The following is an 18,168-nucleotide window of genomic DNA, read 5'->3' as shown; positions in this document are numbered from 1 at the left end:
TTTTTTATTTTGCATTATTTTTTACAACCATTTCAATTTTAATGTTTGTTGAATATTAAAATCCCTTTATGAAACTAACGCATGCAATAGTTGAACAAGATGGGTTGCTTCGGCAGCTCTTTTTTATTCAACAAAATGGCAGGATGGTGTAAGAAGGAAATCCAATAATAAATGTAGAATAGTTCCATGCAGGAGGAAGAACGAGTAATGTTCTTCATTATTTGATAGGGAGAGAAATTTAATGTTTTCTAATGAAGAAAGAGATGCAATTTATAAAGCTATTTATTATAGGAGAGATATTCGAAGTTTTTTGTCAACTCCTATCCCAGAAAACAAGATACATAAAATATTAAATGCAGCTCATCATGCACCTTCAGTAGGTTTTATGCAACCTTGGAACTTTATTATCATTTCCTCTGACGAAATTAAAGAAAAATTAGCCTGGGCGGCAGAAAAAGAAAGACGAGCATTAGCTATTCATTATGAAGGGGAAAAAGAAATGAAATTCCTTGATTTAAAAGTTGAGGGTTTAAAAGAAGCTCCTGTAACTATTTGTATAACATGTGACCCAACAAGGGGAGGTTCACATGTATTAGGGCGAAATTCAATTCCTGAAACAGATATTTTATCAACAGCCTGTGCTATTCAAAATATGTGGTTAGCATCTTGTGCTGAAGGACTTGCGATGGGGTGGGTAAGTTTTTATAAAAAAAATGATATTCGAGATATTTTAGAAATACCACCACATATTGACCCTATTGCTCTTATATCTATCGGTTACACTAATCACTATCCAGAAAAACCTATTTTAGAATTAGCTAATTGGGAAAAAAGGCGTTCGTTAGAACATCTCATTTTTGAAAATAAATGGGGTAGAAACTAAACGGCTTATTCAACAAACGGGTGCATTAGTTGAAGAACACGAGCTGCTTATATGCGGCTTTTTTTATTCAACAAAATGGCAGTTTAGTTGTATAAGGAAATGCTACAATAAAATAAAAAAGTTGTGAGGTGTGAAGAATTGAACACGATATTAGAGGAGTTTTTAACGTTGGAAGAAATATTAAACTCATTCGATGGACTCGAAAAAAATTTTAATTGGCTTCTAACTGATTTAGAGTGGTCTGAACCTGATGAATACCTTGAGTACTTTGAAGACTACAGTCAAAATAAATTCTGGATAACTGGTGAAAACTTAAAAAAACTTGCTGATGAAGAAGGATTTTATTTAATATGGGGTGTCCTTTCAGCTTTCGATAAAAACGAAAAAATTAGTTTAGAGGATATAAAAGAAGAACCATTTGCAGACGGAAACCCCAATTTTTGGGTAGAAAATCCAAAAATTCAACATCCTAAGGCTACCGTTGAATTAGTATTTTGGGACTCTTCATATATTTTGCTACTTAGTAAAGATGATGATTTCACTATAAAATTTAGAAGCACATATGACGGTTGCTTAGATTTAAATTCCTATAATCAATCATAAAATGTTGTTCAACTAACTAATGCGTTAGTGAATATTTGAATTTTATGTTTATAACTATTTTTATACACATTTTTTTTATAAACAGAACCAACCATTCCTCATTTCATATGATAGATTGTACAAGAATCTATAGAAAGAGGTGCAATTTTTGTCAATCTTACCATTTAAAGAAATAGGACCGACTGGGCCAACAGGACCAGCTGGTTTAAGAGGTCCAAAGGGACCAAGAGGTCACGAAGGAGATAAAGGTAAAAGAGGAAAAATTGGTCATACTGGACCTGCAGGAGCAACAGGACCTACAGGAGCAACTGGACCTGGATGCATTGAACCACCACCAGTCGAAACGCGAATTGTTTATGTAAACAAAGCTGGAAATGATGCGTTTTCTGAGTTCTGAATGTGCACCGTTTTTAACAGTTACTGCAGCAATGGCATCAATAACAGATGCTATCGCACCATTTCCGGATCCTAATAATTTAACGAAACGTTATGCTATCTCTATTGGACCTGGTACCTATATTGAACCTTTAATTCATTTAAAAGCTAATGTCCAATTAGTAGGGACTAGTACTTTATTAACTAGATTACAAATTCCTTTTGATATTAATGATCCGTCTTGGTTTGATTTGAATTTTTCACAAGATCCGAGATCTGGGTTTGTAAATCTGACATTATTAACTGGCCCTCTCGATTTCAACTTTCAAACAGCGCAGAGTGTTTCTGGAAAATTATTTTTTGTCAGTGTCAACTTCACACCTTCTCCAACATTTACAGCATTATCTACCTCTGTTAATCAAGTTAATATAAGAGACTCGATGTTATCTTCTGGTTATACTCAAAATGGAATTAATATGTTCATGTTTTCATCTTTCGTTTCAGGTGGAAATATTAAAATAAATTCACAAGCAATAACAGATACTCAAGTTAATTTAGTTGGTGGGGGAATCAATGGTAATGTTATAATAAATGTTCAATCTGGCCATTTTCCAATTGATCCATTAAATCTAACAAGTTTTGCAATTACTGAAAATATTTTCAACCCATTTCCTAATTTAGGAAGTTTAATCGTTAATGGAGTAAATAATGTTAGTACAAGAGTTAGGGCGACAGTCGACTCGATCCCTATTCGTTCTAGAGTAACTCTTGTCGGAACAGGTACAACCTTAATTAGAGTTGATGATGCATTTGGTTTAGCTTATACTCCAACAAATCCACTTGATTGGGTAGCACCGCCTCCTACAACTGTACAAGAAGCATTAGATAGGATCGCTGCGAAGATTTCTCCAGTCTAAAATAGTAAAATAAACCCCATGAGTGCTTCTAACTGAAGGGGTTTGAATTTAATGTAAGAATAAGAAATATATTAAAAAGAAGTATAAACCTTATTAAACTAACGCACTGCATAAGTTCAATAGCAAGAAGAACAGTTTTATAGTTCTATTAGTGATTTAATACATATTAAATAAACGTGTCATAGTCGATAAAAAAAGGAAATTCAATTTTGAAACTCCTTTTTTTATTGAACTAGAACAGATTAGTTGAAAAAGAAAGTTTTATCTGAAAATGGAAAACATATTTCCAAACAAAATGTCCCCTCGGTAACTCCATCTTCTTCGCGAGCTACTGAAATAGTAGTCACACCTTCAACAGTTGCAGAAAGTGTGTTTCCTCTAGGAACTTTGAACACGATAGAACTTTGTCCGAAACGATAAACAGTAACTCTAAGGAAGGTGGTACTCGTGGCACTGTTGAATACCGAAACGGTAACAATCGTCTTTACATTCAGCTCTTTTTTCCAAATTTCCAAATAGTGAACATCTTGATCTAAGAATAGATTTCCACAAAGTTTCGTGCAGATAATTTCTATTTCATCACATGGTGGACAGCAATCTCTCACAGGCGAAGTAGTTGGACTGGTTGGCTTTGGTTTTGGAGGAGACAGAGGTTTTTTTATTGGTTTTTTTTCACAATCACAATCAGATTTTTTGTGTTTTTCTTCTCTCACAAATAATTCCTCATTTCAGCAAAAGTACTACCATATAAATTATTACAATTTCTTTCATTTGTTTCCAAAAATAACTCTTTGTCTAACATAAAAAAGAGTCTCCTCTACAATGATAAGAAACTCCTTTTTCTTTTATCTGTTTCTATGCCAAAATTCGTTTGTATAATGTAATACAGAACGTACCATTTGTTCCTGCTGGAACTTGTATAGCAAAAGAAGTCGGACTTTTTACTGCAGTAGCAAAAGTATTACCTGGAGGTACAGGTCCTACAGGAACTGTGGGAGGTGTTACAGCAGAATTGACTGTACCTGTTACACTTGTAACGCTTGATGCAGAATTAAAAAGCTCAAAAGTCCCTTCAAAATAATCGCCAAGAGGAGCATTAAATACTACTTCATCTGTAACTCCTGTAGTTGGCCCGTTAAAATTACCACAAATTTTTTCTTGGAATATTTGAGCAGGAGGACAACAAGAGCCATTTGAACCACACATAGTACCAATTTCCTTTCATTTAGTAATATAAGGCTTGTACAACAAACAACCCATATATTATTAAATGAAAAGATTTATTAATTTGTAACAATAAATAGCCCATTAATAAAGATATAAATTATTTACATCTTTTATCTGAGATAGAAAAGATTTTTTTTATACAAAATAAAATCAAACTAGGTTAATTATTCTTGTTGATCTAACGCAATGCGTTAGTTGTACAACATTTAGAGGGTAATCATTTGATTATCCTCTATTTTATTAAAAAGGACTAATTGTCTGTTAAGAAGAATAGTAAAAAGAAGGTACTTGAAAAGTTTTAAATTTGATGAGAGGTGGAGATTCGTGAAAGTACACGATTGTCCTAATTGTAATACAAATAGTAGAGAATGTATTATTGTCATCCAAAATGCTCCTAACTTTTCGGAAGAGATATTAAAGTGCAGTATTTGTTCCTGGGTCGGCAAGTGGTCAGACATGACAGTGCGGGAGGTCAAATTACCGGAGATTCCAGGTGGGATAGTGATCCCTGGCGTCGAACCTATTACTGATTATTATGTACTTCATTCAGATCAAATTAGAATTACTTATACAGGAGGGTGTTGCCCTCATTGTGGTGGAACTGATCCTTTATGTTGGTGCATGACGTAATAAACGATTAGAGCCCCAAACTTGGTAAGAATTATTAACTTTATAACACATAGATAATAAATATCTTATTGAACTAAAACAACCGTTAGTTCAACAACATGAGTTGTTTAGGTGGTTCTTTTTTGTGGAGTAGTAGTTTCAAACGTGACTTATTGAATGAAATATCATTTAAGTGTCATAATTAACATATTATGGGAATTAGAGAGCGTGGAATAAAAGTAGAATTTACTTTTTAATTCGATTGTCACCTTAATTAGAGTGCTATTAATGATTTGGAGTGATTGCAATGAATAAATCAACCAAAGGATGGATTTATGGATTCCTAGGAGTACTCATCTTCAGTGGATCGCTACCTGCGACGCGCTTGGCTGTGGCTGATTTCGATCCGTTGTTCCTAACAGTCTGCCGCGCGGCAATAGCTGGTGTATTGGCAGGAGCTCTCCTTCTAATTTTTCGGCAGAAACGACCTGTCAAGAGCGACCTTGTTCCACTATTTGTAGTGGCGTTTGGTGTTGTGATAGGTTTCCCTCTACTAACAGCATTTGCCCTTCAGTATGTTACGTCCGCACATGCTATTATCTTCATTGGACTACTTCCACTCTCGACGGCAATTTTTGGCGTACTTAGGGATGGGGAACGCCACCGACCAACCTTTTGGATCTTTTCAGCTATAGGCAGCTTCTTAGTGACAGGATTTGCCCTAATTCATGGTGGAGAATCATCAACAATCGGTGATGCTTTCATGCTGGCTTCAATCATTGTATGTGGTCTCGGTTATGCAGAAGGTGCTCGACTTTCACGTCGGCTAGGGAACTGGCAGGTGATTTCTTGGGCTCTCGTTCTGTCGTTGCCCTTTATGCTCCCACTTACGTTCTATTTTAGTCCAGAATCATGGAAGGACATCGGACTTCCTTCGATCTTCAGTCTTGCTTATGTATCCTTATTCAGCATGCTCATTGGCTTTATTTTCTGGTATCGAGGACTGGCGCAGGGAGGTATAGCGGCAGTTGGACAGTTACAACTTCTCCAACCTTTCTTTGGACTATTGCTTGCCTCCGTGATTCTGCACGAGAAGGTTGGTTGGTTACTTGTGGCAGTTAATATCGTCGTTGTACTATGCGTGGTAGCAGCTCGTAGATTTGCAAAGGAACAAGTTGTCCCATTAAAAAACGAGATTGAACAAAATTAGTACCCTGTTCAATCTCGTTTGTCGTTTACCAAAGTCAGAGCTTATTAAACTATCGCATGCGTTAGTTAAGTAACGTGATCGACTGTATAGTCGGTCTTTTTTGTGCCAACCGGGAGTTTAGTTAAATAAAGGTTTTTTCAAATTCTTGTTGAAATTCAATATAAAAAGATAAGGATAGGTATTTCACATGAATTTTAAAAAACTAATACATAGTTCATTAAAGGTTTTGCTTGTATCTAATTTAGAAAAATCAAAAGAGTTTTATCAGGAAGTATTAGGTTGTGAAGTTACAGAATGGTGGGTAATAAGAGAGGGATTTTCTGGTTTAGGAATAAAACTACTACAAGCAAATTCTCCTGAAGATGTTCAGCCAAATAAACCTGCAAAAGACTCTAATGTTGCCTTCGATTTATATTGTTATGTTGAAGATTGGTCATCACTTGATGAACTGTATGAAGAGTTTAGGGAAAAGGGAGCAGAAATTTCAATTGAACCTTGGATTGATTATAATGCTGGTCCTTGGAAAGAATTCGCAATTAAAGACATTGATAACTATTGTATAGGGTTTGGTGGAACAGATAAAAATTAAGATTTTTTTAAAAAATTCCTTGTTAAACTAACGCATGCATTAGTTTAACAAGGATCGACTGCTTCGTCGGTCTTTTTTATTGCACTAAATGGCAGTTTAGTTGCATAAGGATTCGTATATTTTTGTGTTAATTTATACTAATTTAAGATACTTTTTACTTAAATGAACTTATTAATACTATTAAATCAAGGCTAAAATAACCCAACTTTAAAATTGAAGGAATGATAGACCTAATGTAGAAATTAACCCTAATAGAGATGGTAACTAATCTTAACCACTCTATATAAGTAGATAAACAAACATTAGGAGATAGAAGATGAAGAGATTAGGGTTAGCATTAATTTTTGTTGTAAGTATTTTAAGTAGTTGTTCCAATCAAGATAAAACGGAAAAAGTTATTCTTACAGGAGAAAATGATAACTGGAATGTCAAATATACTGCACTATATATTCACGGTGAAAAAACTCTCACAGGTAAAGATATTCTTCAAATTGAGTATAAAAAATCGGGAATGGATTTATTTAATGCTCATACATACCAGTTAACTCTCAACATTGCAGGTAACACAACTCAATTAAAAGATACAATGAGTCAACCGATATTTGATACTAAAAAGATAGAAATCAGGACCAATAGCATAAGAGATGCTCGGTCAAATGAAACAGCAAAGATAAGCTTAGTACTTGGTGATAATAAAGAAGAAACGATAATATTAAAATCGAAAAAGTAAGATATATTAGTTCTTCTTGTGCAACTAACGCACTGCTTTAGTTGAAGATCACGAGTTGCTAGCAGCTCGTTTTTTTATTCAACAAAATGGCAGTTTAGTTCCATAAGGATTGTCTAAAATTCTATGAGAAAAGGTGAAATTCCCCCAAATCAAAATTACTTACTGTATTGGTATAATTAAAGGAAGTAGTAATCGGCTATTAGGGGGAGAGGGTTTTGGTATCAAGAAAAACATTAGCATATGCTAATCTATTACTTGCTATATTTATATTGGTGATGTACATAATTAGCCTAGTTACGAATACTAAAAATCCAATGTTTTTGCCATTAATTTCACTGTCAATTATTATTGGAAGTTTCAATACTATAAAGTTTGTAAAACCAAAACTTTTAGGTTACATTTCATTATGCTCAGGCATCATCTTATTACTTTTATCTTTGTCTTCATTTTTTTGATATGCAAGTAACGAAAATGCATTAGTACACAATATGATTGACTGCATAGACATATTTTTTGTTCAGAAAGGAGGGATTGCGTTTAATGACATTTAGCGAACGTTTTTTCAAAAACAGGATAAAGCCTATCAAAATTACTCAAATGATATTGGGATTTCCAGTCACAGTATTTTTTATTTTTTCTTTAAAATCATATCCTCCCGTTAAGTTTTTCTATTCTGGACTTATAGAAATAACTTTTGCGTTATATATGTTTTTATCGGGGATAGAGCAATATATTTTAAAAAAGAAAATTTTGTCAATTACCTTATTTGTCTTATCGGTAATTGTAATAATAGAAGCAGTACAAACCTTTTCCATATCACAAATACATAAATAACTCTAATGCAACTAACGCATGCATTAGTTCAACAACAAGATCGGCTGTTTAGTCGATTTTTTTATTCAATAAAATGGCAGTTTAGTTTAATAAGAAAAATGTTTTAAGAACGATTATTTAGTAGATAATCGTTCTTTTTTTTCTTTGTCGATTTTTTTTAGGAGGATAATATTTAATATTATTGAATACCTTGTATAACAAAGTAATAAAAATATAAAGGTTATGAGGTGAGAAAACTGGATATCAACAAAGAGGTTTTAAAAGGCCACATTGATACAATCATACTTTCGCTATTACACAAGAAGGAAATGTATGGATATGAATTGGCGAAGTATGTTCGTGAAAAAAGTGATGAACAATTTGAATTGAAGGAAGGTACTCTTTATCTTTCATTAAAGCGTTTAGAAAAAATTGATTGGATTTCTTCTTACTGGGGAGACGAACAAGGGCCTGGCGGGAGACGAAAGTATTATAGTCTTACAGAATTAGGTAAAGAGAATTTTGAACTAAAACGTAAAGAATGGATCTTTGTTAAAAGAATTATTGATTCATTTGTAGAAGGGAGCGATTCAAAATGAAACAAATTGACGCATTTGTCGATTCAGTTTATCTAAATGTTGGAGAAAACCTGAAGGAAGTCCAAGAGTTGAAAGCAGAGATGAAAGGTCATTTATTAGAAGCTGTTCACGAATTGAAATCAGAAGGAAAGTCCGAACAAGAAGCCATTGAACTTGCTATTGAGCGTTTTGGTGGAGAAAAAGAAATGCGTTCAATAGTGAGTCAATTGTTTCAAGTACAAAAAATATTTGCTAAACGTGTGCTACACATAGCGTTATCAATTTTTGTCCTTACTTCTATTGTTTGTGGGGTATTGTGGGCAATGGATGAAGCGAATATGAAAGAAAATCTTGCTGTTGCTGAAAGCATAATCGGTACAGAAAAAACAGCTGGCATTTTGGAAGGTAAAGAAGCGATTTCTAAAGAGGCAAAAGAAGAAATTGATGACTTATTAAAAGATAAAAATCAAATTTTAAATCTTCAAGTATATAAAATGTCTGATGTGAAAAGAGTTTCCGAAAATGGCTCTACTTCTTATCACATAAAAGAAGCATCACCAGCTTATCAATATGAAAATAGAGTATCGAACCAAAACTGGAGGCTAATCGACTTAAGTTATGAGTTAAATAATAACAATGAATGGTATGTGGAAATGAAATCTGATTTGATTTTTGCTTATATACCTTTTGTTTCATTGATCGGTTTTGCAATTTATGCAACCTTATTCACGATTTGGGCAACGATCAATGCGTATCATCATAAACGATTAAACACAGGCTGGATAATTGTATTTGCTATATTTAACGTGTTAGGATATATAGCTTATCTATTTATTCCGAAGTGGTATCGACCAAAACAGGGACTTATCTGAGGAGTATTATTCATTACTTTTTATTGAACTAACGCAGTGCAATTAGGAAGCTAAGGAGATTTTAAAAATTAATTGTAAGGGGAAAGTAACAATGGCAAATATTTACTTTTTTGTGTTGCTTTTTGCACTATATCATTTACTAAATAGAGAAGATACATTTACTAAAACATCAAAAGTAATTATCGATGTTTCAAAAATAAAAACTAGTAAAGAATTACATTTATTATTGAAAGTAAAATTACAGTTTCCAAATTTTTATGGTGAAAATTGGGACTCTTTTTGGGAAACCATCACAAGTTTGGTTGAGTTACCTAACAAAATAGAATTTATTGGGTGGTCAGAATTAGAGAAAAGCTTACCTGAAGATTCGAAGATAATGAAAGAATATCTAATAGAGCATAATCAGGAATTTCCAAGTTGGAAATGTGAATTCTTGTTCAACTAAATGATGCGTTAGTTCAATAACAATCGGCTGCTTCGGCGGTCGTTTTTTTATTCAACATAATGGCAGATTAGTTGCATAAGAGATGATATAATCAGCTTATTCAATTAATTCCTTTTTTTAACTTCACTTCATAACATTAAATTTTCATTAAGTAAATTAGGCTAGAGCCGTTTCTATCCTTCATTTGCCTACATATTTTATCTTGTTATCATAAAAAGAAGGAGCGAGATATTATGTATTACTATGGTTATTATCACTCTTATCCACCTCAATCTTCATACTTACAACATCAATATTATCAACCAACCTATCATGATGAGTATGACGTAGAAAGACAGCAAGGACAATTTCAACAATTTCAATCTTTTACAAGACGTATAAATGAGTTAGAAAGACGAGTAAATCAGCTAAATAGGGAAGTAAATCAACTTCAACAAACTTCAGAACGTCACACTAGACGCTTAAATAGATTAAATCAGCGACTTCGTGTGGTTGAGCAAAGACTTCATATACCTTTTTCATCTCAAGATGAAGGATTTTAGTAAAACTAAAAACTTTGAAAAAAGGATAGGAAAATATTTTATTGAAAATATGACAAAAAACGAAGGATAGAAAAACAGATATAATATCTGTTATTTCTATCCTATTTATGAACTACAATTGACCTCATTTACCTACAACAAATTTTTACCTTATGTAACTAACGCATGCTTTAGTTAAACAAGAAACGACTACTTCGGTAGTCTTTTTTATTGCACTAAATGACAGATTAGTTTAATAAGGAGTGATATACTTTTAGGAAAAGAGATGAGTAAGGAGGAAAAAGAATTGCAAATTGAAGAACTATACGCAAAATTTCTGTCTAAAAAAATACCAAATTATTTTTTAATTGATGACATTGACCGAATTTATAAAGAAAAATATAAAATTAAAGAATTAGTAAAAGAAGATTTCTTAGAATTAAAAGAAGATCCATATGTAGATTTCCCAAATATAATCAAGTGTTATCAGATCGATGATGAAACTGTTTTAAATAATTTATATAGTGATGAAGAAAAGGAATCACAACAAGAGTTTTATGAATTTTTATTAAATACATATCCAGATAAAGAATTTAAATTAAAGGATCAAAAAATAATTAATATTATTTTAGAAAGTAAAGACGGTAAACGAATTAGTGGTTATACGTTACAAGGGGGTATGTCTAAATATATACAAAAAGAATTAGTAGCTTTTATAGGAATAGAGATGGAGAACCAGCAATTAGATAACGTCAAATTCATAAACTATTTAAATGCCTTAGATGAAATTGGATATTTATAAAATTAATTCTTATGCAACTAACTGATGCATTAGTTGAACAACGATTAGGAGCTAATTGATCAATCAACATTCTAAAAAGTAAAAGTAAGGGAACTATTAAGGTTAATGAAGGTGAAAAATGGTAATTAAAATAAACATAAATACTCAAAAGAAAAGTTCCAAGAGAAAAAGAGTGCGAAGAAATAATAAAAAAAAGAATAAATTAAAACTAACTTTGGTTATTCTGTTTCTTATTGTATATCTTTTAAATGACCCAACATTTCAAGGTTTTATATTACAATTAATTAGTTTGTTTATGTATGTTCTAATCGGTGCAGTTATAATATTCATTGCTCACAAAGTATATAGAAAAAAAACTCAATCTAAAATAGATGAAAAGTTAAGAAACTCTAATATTAATGAAATTGATAAAATGGATGGTGATAAATTTGAAGAATACCTTGGAAGTTTATTTATAGCATTGGGGTATGATACAGAAGTTACAAAAACCAGTGGTGACCAAGGTGCAGATTTGATTTTAAGAAAGAATGGGAATGTAATAGTTGTCCAAGCTAAGAGATATTCATATAATGTAGGAAATTCAGCAGTTCAAGAAATATTTACTGCTAAGAATTTTTATGGTGCAAATGATGCGTGGGTTGTAACAAATAGTTACTTTACTAAATCTGCTCAAGAGTTAGCTAAGGTAAATGAAGTCAAACTTATTGATAGGGAACAACTTATTGAACTGTCTTTACAATCATTGCAAATATTATAAGAATTACCAGTTTAAGAATAAGGTTATTCGCTCGAAATATTAAAATAACACATATCTCCATTCAACTAAAGAATGCTTTAGTTGAACAACGTTGACTGCTTCGGCGGTCTTTTTTATTGCACTAATGGCAGATTAGTTGAATTAGAATGATTTATTTTTTGTGAAAAAAGGCGAAATTCCCCCAAGTTACAAATAACCATTATTTAGGTATGATTTTCTAATTACTACTAAATAAATAGTACGGAGGAACTTCGAATGTTAAGAATTTTAAGATTAATATTTGCATCGGTAGTCGTAATTTTGTCTATCTATGACTTAATAACTCATAAGTCAGCATTGATGCCTTATATGCTTTTTTTCTTAGGAGTAACGTTATTGTTGGCAAGTATATCTGAATTTCAACTAAAACGAAAAAAAAATGGATATAGTTATTTAATAGTATCTTTGTTTATTTTTCTTGTATCAATACAAGGATTCTTATTGAACTAACGCATGCTTTAGTTGAATATCAAGAGTTACTTCGGTGACTCGCAAGGGTGCGACAGTCTGAGATGCATCGTGATTGTTGGAGTCAGACTAAATGATGGGTTCTAATGGCACCATGTTGAAGCGACCTTCCTCACCCAGCCATAGAAGCAGTTCAACAAAGCGCAAACATGGAAAATAGGAGCCTCATTGGCTCCCATGTGTTATGAAATAACTATTGATCCAAAGTTTAGGCTGGATATCCTCCAGTTGGTGGTGGCCAAGCGCTAAATAATCTGCGTATTATTACGATTTCACCTAAATGATAGGAGTTGTGAGATGCAATATTGCGTAGTACACCACCTGGTGATTCGCCTGGCCATTTCTCCAATGATTTATCCAATTGAACAGTTTGGGCAATCGTACATGCCTGTTCTATCCCTTGAAGAAAATGTTGAATAACCTGTTTCCACTCTTCCTCATTACTTGGCCCCTCTTCAACAGGCCAGCTTTCTTTTACATCGGAAGGTAATTCTGGCTTCTCTCCTAGTGCGAATAATAAGAGAAATTCTTGCCAGTATGTCATGTGTTTGACTAATTGATAAATAGTATAAGGTAGCTCTTCTAATCTTTTCCCCGCAAGATCCATGTTTATATCCAACAAAGCATTCTTGATAGGAAGATGACCTCGTTCTCCTCTTAATGATTTTATTAATGTATCACTAAACGCTTTATTTGATTGCTCCATAAAACCGACTCCCAACATTTTTATTCTAATGAATTTATTGTTCTTTTTACTTTCTTTTATCGAAAAAATCACTGTTCATATTAGACAAATCGAATTTTCCATCTAAATCATATGATGATAAAGCACCCAATCTTTAGCTGATTACAGTACATCTTCATTTATTTTAATTATACTGATTAGAGTAAACTCTAAGTCAATAGATAAATGAATGATTAAAAGCCTTTACCCCTTCTTCAACTATTCTGCCAAATAGTGCATAAAAAAATCGGCTAAACAGTCGATCAAGTTGTTCAACTAACGCATGCGATAGTTTAACAAGTTTGGACTGCTTCTTTAAGAATGGCTTTTAACTCAAAAAGCATAATAGTACCCCATAAGAAGAGCATTTTTCTAAATATACAAAAAAGATTAATTTATATGTAGGATTTTATACGAAAAAAGTAGAAGAATAGGAGTACGAAACCTTCCAAACCCCTTGGAATATCAACGATGTATAAAAGCCTGTATATCGTGAGAAAAAAGATAAAAGCCAATCCCTTCTACGCCAAGGGATTGGCTTTTTGTATACTTCCGTTAAGATTGATTATGTTAACTAAAACTGTATGGGATATACATAAATACATTTTGTCGAAAATATTAAAAAGGATAATTTTTCTATATGAGGAACTAATAATTTAATAATTGTATGCCAATATATAGTAGAAATCTTAATCTAAACTAAAGGAGAACAAAATGGGAAAAAACAACAAAGGCTTTTCCGAAACAGGATTGCGCAAAATACGAAAAGTACTGGAGCAGCATGTCGATTCCGGAAAGATTCCTGGACTCGTCGCCTTAGTCAGCCGAAACGGCGAGACGCACGTCGAAGCGCTTGGAACAATGAGGCATGATGGTAGTGCACCAATGCGTCGGGACACAATCTTTCGATTGGCATCCACTAGCAAGCCGATCGCAGTTTCGCCGGTAATGGTTCTACTTGACGAGTGCAAACTGCATTTGGACGAACCAATAGACAAATGGCTGCCCGAACTCGCCGACCGGAAGGTGTTGAAACGGCCCGATGGTCCGCTGGACGAGACCGTCCCAGCACGGCGTCCTATCACTATACGAGACCTGTTGACCTCCACATTCGGGCTCGGAGTGGATCTCACATTGATAAGTTCTCCAATCATGACCGCGTTCTTCGAGAGTGGAATATTCGACATGCCAGGGCAGGATATGCCCGATCCAGATGAGTTTATGCGTCGCCTAGGTGCACTTCCGCTAAGCTATCAGCCCGGAGAGCGATGGCAGTATCATATTAGTATCGAAGTGCTCGGCGTGCTTGTTGCCAGGGTCACTGGTCAGACATTCGAGTCGTTCCTGCGCGAACGCATCCTCGATCCACTGGGGATGAAGGACACCGGCTTCTACGTGCCTGAGCGCAAGATTGACCGGCTTCCACCTGCCTTCAACCCCGATCCGCAGACAGGTGAGTTCATCGTATGGGATGAGGGTGCAGGTGGACGCTACAGCAAACCTCCAGCATTCCAAGCAGGCGGCGGTGGGCTGCTCGCAACCGTCGACGATTATCACGCGTATTTGCAGATGTTGTTGAACAAAGGGATACATGGAACCAAACGGATTCTGTCCCGACCTGCAGTCCAGCTGATGACCACCAACCGTCTCACTCCTGAACAACAAGTATACCGAGACCATTTGGCCAAAAACAACGTCCATTTATCGTTTGGACAAGGGATACAAGGCGGCTGGGGCTTTGGGATGGCGGTGCGTACCTATCTTGGAGACTATGCGTCCATTGGTCAGTTCGGCTGGGATGGCGGAACAGGTACTTCCGCTTACGCTGATCCAGATAAACAGCTTACTGGAATTCTGTTCACCCAGGTTGGGATGTCCACTCCGGACTCATCGCATCTTATCCAAGACTTCTGGACCACGGTCTACCAAGAAATCGAAGACTGAAACCGATATTGTTTGAAGGGGTATCGTCCTGGGAATGCGAATTTGCAATGTTAAAGAACAAAAATGTATCAGTAGGGTATCTTGAAAAGATAAATGATGTCTGGACCATCCCTTGGATGGTCTTTTTTACATACGAGACCAGAGAACTACCGATAAGTTTCATTATGTAAACTAGATTGACCTAAGATTTCATGTAAAAATAGGCTAGTTCTTGTTCAACTAACGCATGCGATAGTTCAAGAACGATGGACATACATGGGAAAATAAATTACAAATATTTATCTTTACATTCTTATCCATTGGTTATATATTTACATTTGTAAATTAAATAGATGTTCTAATAAAACCTAAGTTGCTTAATCTGAAAAGAGCGGGGGAACCATTTCTTTATTGGGGTGAGTCCTTTTTGTAAAGGTAGGGATATTCTTTAGTCCCGAATCCGACAGCTAACCTCGTAAGCATTTAAAGAAGGGGTTTACTTTAGTATTTTTTACAAACACTAAGTAAAGCTTAGTGTTTTTTTGTGCGTTTTTTTATGAAAGGAGAGAAAAACATGCATCATCCATCAGATTATATGGAACTCATATTGTTTATTTTAGCAATTCTTGCAATATGGTTTTCAGTCACAAATTTTAGCAGTGTAAAGCGAATCTTTATTGGAAGGCCCATGAGGACAGCTGAGATTCATGCACAACATAATAAGTTACTTTGGTTTATTGCACTGCCAATTCTTGCTGCAGATCTTTACTCATCTGTTTCATATGGTCCTGAAGCAGGAATTACAGAGTTAATTGGACTTGGCAAGGAAGCAAGTTGGTATATTATTCCGATTACAATCGCCACAATTATTCTTTTAGGTATACTAATTCTTTCATATATTATGGGAATTTTAGCTTATCCAAGTGGTGGAGGAGCTTATGCGATTGCTAAAGATAACTTCAAGCAAAGATGGGTATCACTAGTCGCATCAAGTTCACTTTTAGTAGACTATATTTTAACTGTAGCAGTATCGGTTTCTGCTGCACTTGAGGCAGTATCATCGGCGTATCCAGCTATTACACCTTATGAAACGGTTTTAGCTATTTTTTGTGTATTTATTTTATTAGTTGTTAATCTTCGAGGTGTTGCAGAATCGGCTAAAATTTTCGCTTGGCCGACATTTGGATTTATGCTTTGTATGTTACTTTTAATTTTCACTGGATTTTTCGATGAATTCCAACATGGCTTTGTTCAGGATCATACTCCTACATTTGGTACAGTTCCAGAAGGATTAAGTATTTTGCTTGTTTTAAAAGCATTTAGCTCGGCTTGTTCTGCATTAACGGGAATTGAAACAATATCAAATGCAGTTCCAATATTTAGAGAACCAAGACAAAAGAGTGCTATTAAAACATATATTGCACTTGGAGTTATTACTTCTATTACTTTATTGGGATTTGCATATCATTTATATGTGAATGGTATAACACCAGATCCGCATGATACGATGTTATCTCAATTGATACAAGTTTATTTTGGTCATGGCATTATTTATCAAGTAATTATTTGGTTTACTTTTATTATTTTAATTTTAGCAGCCAATTCAACATTTACAGGCTTTTCGCAGTTAGCAGCAATTGTAGCAGCTGATGGTTTTTTACCTAGAGGACTATCGAATCGTGGAGATCGATTAGGGTATTCAAATGGTATTATCGCACTTGCAGCAGCAGCAAGTATATTAATTATAGCCTTCCAAGCACATACGAATGCTCTAATACCTTTATATGCAATTGGTGTATTCCTATCATTTACCATTGCACAGTTAGGTTTAACAAAACGATGGAAACGTGTAAAAGGGCCAAATTGGCAAGTGAAATTAGCAATTAATACAGTCGGTTTAATTGTAACATCTGTTGTTACGGTTATATTTGCAGTAACAAAATTTGCAGACGGAGCTTGGGTTGTACTAGTTGTAATTCCTGCAATCATTTTCTTTTCTGTCGCAATATACAATCATTATCAAAACGTGGCTGATGAATTACGTATCGATTTAAGCTCTTATAAACCAGTAGCAAATAAAGTCATTACGGTTGTTTTAGTTTCTGGTACACATCGTGTCGTTCATAATACATTATCATTCGGAAAAGGTATTTCGAATGACCTTATTGCTGTATATGTAGGTTTTGATGATGAATCCATACAAAAAATGGAAGAAAAATGGAAAGAATGGGGTGCGCCTTGTCGATTGGTTGTTCTAAACAGCCAATATAGATCAGTTCTAGAGCCTCTTTCAAGATTCATTAAAGAGGTTGAAGAAAAAGAAGAAAATAGTCATATTCAAGTTGTCATCCCGCAATTTATCCCTAAAAAATGGTGGCATAATTTATTACACAATCAAACAGCGCTATTACTTCGCTTATGGTTAATTAGACATAAAGATGTAGTAATAACAACTGTTCCGTATCACTTAAGAAAATAAATAAAAAAGCATGAAATTATTGAATTTCATGCTTTTTTATATTGAGGAAGTTTAATCTAAACAAAGTTAAAAGTAGATGACAGCGTAAAGATAAACTTATTTATTATAAAAATAACTTAAAAATAATTAGAATTATACTGTGATTTTTCAAAATTAACCGGAAAAATTCTCATAAACTTCCGGAATGAAAAAGAGACTTATTCGAAAAAACGCATAGGTCTCTTTTTTAAATTGAAATGTTCTATTCTTATTCAACATAATGGCAGTTTAGTTGTATAAGATATGATAAAATAATGTGAAAAAGAGGGAATCATAGAGGAGTCAATATGACTATTTTTATGTATATTTTAGCTGTTTTTTCATTTTTTGGTTTGATATTTTTTTCATTTAAAAATAAAGAGTTTAATCAAAATGAAAGCATTGATGTAGGCACTTCAGATGTTATAGGAGATATATTATTATTTATTATTGATTTATTTCCGTGGTATATAAAAAAGCTGTTTATGATGCTACTTTCATTGGGTTTATGCATATTTTGTATCTGTTATTTTATTTATGCGTAACGGATTGTTTATACAACTAAAGCATGCGTTTGTTGAACAAC

Annotated in this window: 20 protein-coding genes, 1 pseudogene and 1 riboswitch; of the genes and pseudogenes, 18 read left to right on the top strand and 3 right to left on the bottom strand. The window is 33.9% G+C overall.

Features of this window, described 5'->3' with window-relative positions; translation table 11 throughout:
• The first annotated feature begins 241 nt into the window (after positions 1–241).
• The 3 genes and pseudogenes from bluB to COJ46_RS19330 all read left to right on the top strand — a co-directional run bounded on the left by bluB (position 242) and on the right by COJ46_RS19330 (position 2,778).
• A complete protein-coding gene (bluB, locus tag COJ46_RS19340; RefSeq protein WP_097974747.1) occupies positions 242–883 on the top strand; it encodes a 5,6-dimethylbenzimidazole synthase in 642 nt (213 codons plus the stop codon).
• 168 nt (positions 884–1,051) lie between these two features.
• Positions 1,052–1,486 carry a hypothetical protein gene (locus COJ46_RS19335; protein ID WP_286133482.1) on the top strand — a complete coding sequence of 145 codons (435 nt, stop codon included), beginning with the start codon at positions 1,052–1,054 and terminating at the stop codon, positions 1,484–1,486.
• A gap of 139 nt (positions 1,487–1,625) precedes the next feature.
• Positions 1,626–2,778, top strand: a pseudogene (locus COJ46_RS19330) (exosporium leader peptide).
• 242 nt (positions 2,779–3,020) lie between these two features.
• Here the strand turns inward: COJ46_RS19330 and COJ46_RS19325 are convergent.
• Together COJ46_RS19325 and COJ46_RS19320 are read right to left on the bottom strand one after the other, a co-directional pair.
• On the bottom strand, positions 3,021–3,491 hold the full coding sequence (locus COJ46_RS19325) for an S-Ena type endospore appendage (RefSeq protein WP_097974750.1): 471 nt from the start codon (positions 3,489–3,491) through the stop codon (positions 3,021–3,023).
• Positions 3,492–3,633: 142 nt separating this feature from the next.
• A complete protein-coding gene (locus tag COJ46_RS19320; RefSeq protein ID WP_097974752.1) occupies positions 3,634–3,984 on the bottom strand; it encodes an S-Ena type endospore appendage in 351 nt (116 codons plus the stop codon).
• A 477-nt stretch (positions 3,985–4,461) separates the two neighbouring features.
• On the opposite strand from COJ46_RS19320, the gene COJ46_RS24620 reads away from it, so the two are divergent.
• The 12 genes from COJ46_RS24620 to COJ46_RS19255 all read left to right on the top strand — a co-directional run bounded on the left by COJ46_RS24620 (position 4,462) and on the right by COJ46_RS19255 (position 12,420).
• Complete coding sequence (locus COJ46_RS24620; protein WP_176522477.1) at positions 4,462–4,635, top strand: hypothetical protein; 174 nt, start codon at positions 4,462–4,464, stop codon at positions 4,633–4,635.
• 286 nt (positions 4,636–4,921) lie between these two features.
• Positions 4,922–5,824: a DMT family transporter gene (locus tag COJ46_RS19310; RefSeq protein WP_056471539.1), complete on the top strand. Its 903-nt coding sequence runs from the start codon at positions 4,922–4,924 to the stop codon at positions 5,822–5,824.
• Positions 5,825–6,011: 187 nt separating this feature from the next.
• Positions 6,012–6,413, top strand: coding sequence for a VOC family protein (locus tag COJ46_RS19305; RefSeq protein ID WP_097974756.1), 402 nt, complete (start codon positions 6,012–6,014; stop codon positions 6,411–6,413).
• A 316-nt stretch (positions 6,414–6,729) separates the two neighbouring features.
• Positions 6,730–7,143, top strand: a complete 414-nt coding sequence (locus COJ46_RS19300; protein WP_097974758.1) for a hypothetical protein — start codon at positions 6,730–6,732, stop codon at positions 7,141–7,143.
• A 540-nt stretch (positions 7,144–7,683) separates the two neighbouring features.
• The gene (locus tag COJ46_RS19290) at positions 7,684–7,977 is read left to right on the top strand and encodes a hypothetical protein (RefSeq protein ID WP_098566201.1); all 294 of its coding nucleotides are present in this window, start codon (positions 7,684–7,686) and stop codon (positions 7,975–7,977) included.
• A 236-nt stretch (positions 7,978–8,213) separates the two neighbouring features.
• Positions 8,214–8,555 carry a PadR family transcriptional regulator gene (locus COJ46_RS19285; protein ID WP_097979065.1) on the top strand — a complete coding sequence of 114 codons (342 nt, stop codon included), beginning with the start codon at positions 8,214–8,216 and terminating at the stop codon, positions 8,553–8,555.
• On the top strand, positions 8,552–9,406 hold the full coding sequence (locus COJ46_RS19280; RefSeq protein ID WP_097979058.1) for a permease prefix domain 1-containing protein: 855 nt from the start codon (positions 8,552–8,554) through the stop codon (positions 9,404–9,406). The genes COJ46_RS19285 and COJ46_RS19280 overlap by 4 nt, the downstream gene beginning before the upstream one ends.
• 115 nt (positions 9,407–9,521) lie before the next feature.
• The gene (locus COJ46_RS19275) at positions 9,522–9,851 is read left to right on the top strand and encodes a barstar family protein (protein WP_335447204.1); all 330 of its coding nucleotides are present in this window, start codon (positions 9,522–9,524) and stop codon (positions 9,849–9,851) included.
• Positions 9,852–10,084: 233 nt separating this feature from the next.
• Positions 10,085–10,393: a hypothetical protein gene (locus tag COJ46_RS19270; RefSeq protein ID WP_097979060.1), complete on the top strand. Its 309-nt coding sequence runs from the start codon at positions 10,085–10,087 to the stop codon at positions 10,391–10,393.
• 286 nt (positions 10,394–10,679) lie between these two features.
• Positions 10,680–11,174 (top strand): hypothetical protein, encoded by a 495-nt coding sequence (locus tag COJ46_RS19265; RefSeq protein WP_097979061.1) that lies wholly within the window; start codon positions 10,680–10,682, stop codon positions 11,172–11,174.
• Positions 11,175–11,292: 118 nt separating this feature from the next.
• Complete coding sequence (locus tag COJ46_RS19260) at positions 11,293–11,931, top strand: restriction endonuclease (protein ID WP_286145525.1); 639 nt, start codon at positions 11,293–11,295, stop codon at positions 11,929–11,931.
• 255 nt (positions 11,932–12,186) lie between these two features.
• Positions 12,187–12,420: a DUF3953 domain-containing protein gene (locus tag COJ46_RS19255; RefSeq protein ID WP_097979062.1), complete on the top strand. Its 234-nt coding sequence runs from the start codon at positions 12,187–12,189 to the stop codon at positions 12,418–12,420.
• Between the two features lie 226 nt (positions 12,421–12,646).
• Here the strand turns inward: COJ46_RS19255 and COJ46_RS19250 are convergent, their stop codons facing one another.
• Positions 12,647–13,144 (bottom strand): DinB family protein, encoded by a 498-nt coding sequence (locus tag COJ46_RS19250; RefSeq protein ID WP_097979063.1) that lies wholly within the window; start codon positions 13,142–13,144, stop codon positions 12,647–12,649.
• Between the two features lie 732 nt (positions 13,145–13,876).
• On the opposite strand from COJ46_RS19250, the gene COJ46_RS19245 reads away from it, so the two are divergent.
• The 3 genes from COJ46_RS19245 (at position 13,877) to COJ46_RS24785 (ending at position 18,127) form a co-directional block, all read left to right on the top strand.
• Positions 13,877–15,106 (top strand): serine hydrolase domain-containing protein, encoded by a 1,230-nt coding sequence (locus COJ46_RS19245; protein ID WP_097979064.1) that lies wholly within the window; start codon positions 13,877–13,879, stop codon positions 15,104–15,106.
• A gap of 343 nt (positions 15,107–15,449) precedes the next feature.
• Positions 15,450–15,582: riboswitch (cyclic di-AMP (ydaO/yuaA leader) on the top strand.
• Between the two features lie 77 nt (positions 15,583–15,659).
• The gene (locus COJ46_RS19240) at positions 15,660–17,564 is read left to right on the top strand and encodes an APC family permease (RefSeq protein WP_097978316.1); all 1,905 of its coding nucleotides are present in this window, start codon (positions 15,660–15,662) and stop codon (positions 17,562–17,564) included.
• Positions 17,565–17,890: 326 nt separating this feature from the next.
• Complete coding sequence (locus COJ46_RS24785; RefSeq protein WP_097979009.1) at positions 17,891–18,127, top strand: hypothetical protein; 237 nt, start codon at positions 17,891–17,893, stop codon at positions 18,125–18,127.
• Positions 18,128–18,168: the final 41 nt, after the last annotated feature.

Source organism: Bacillus sp. AFS077874, from assembly GCF_002566505.1.
Lineage (GTDB): Bacteria > Bacillota > Bacilli > Bacillales > Bacillaceae_G > Gottfriedia.
Note: the sequence above shows the minus strand (reverse complement) of the source record. Positions and strands in the feature narration are given on the sequence as shown.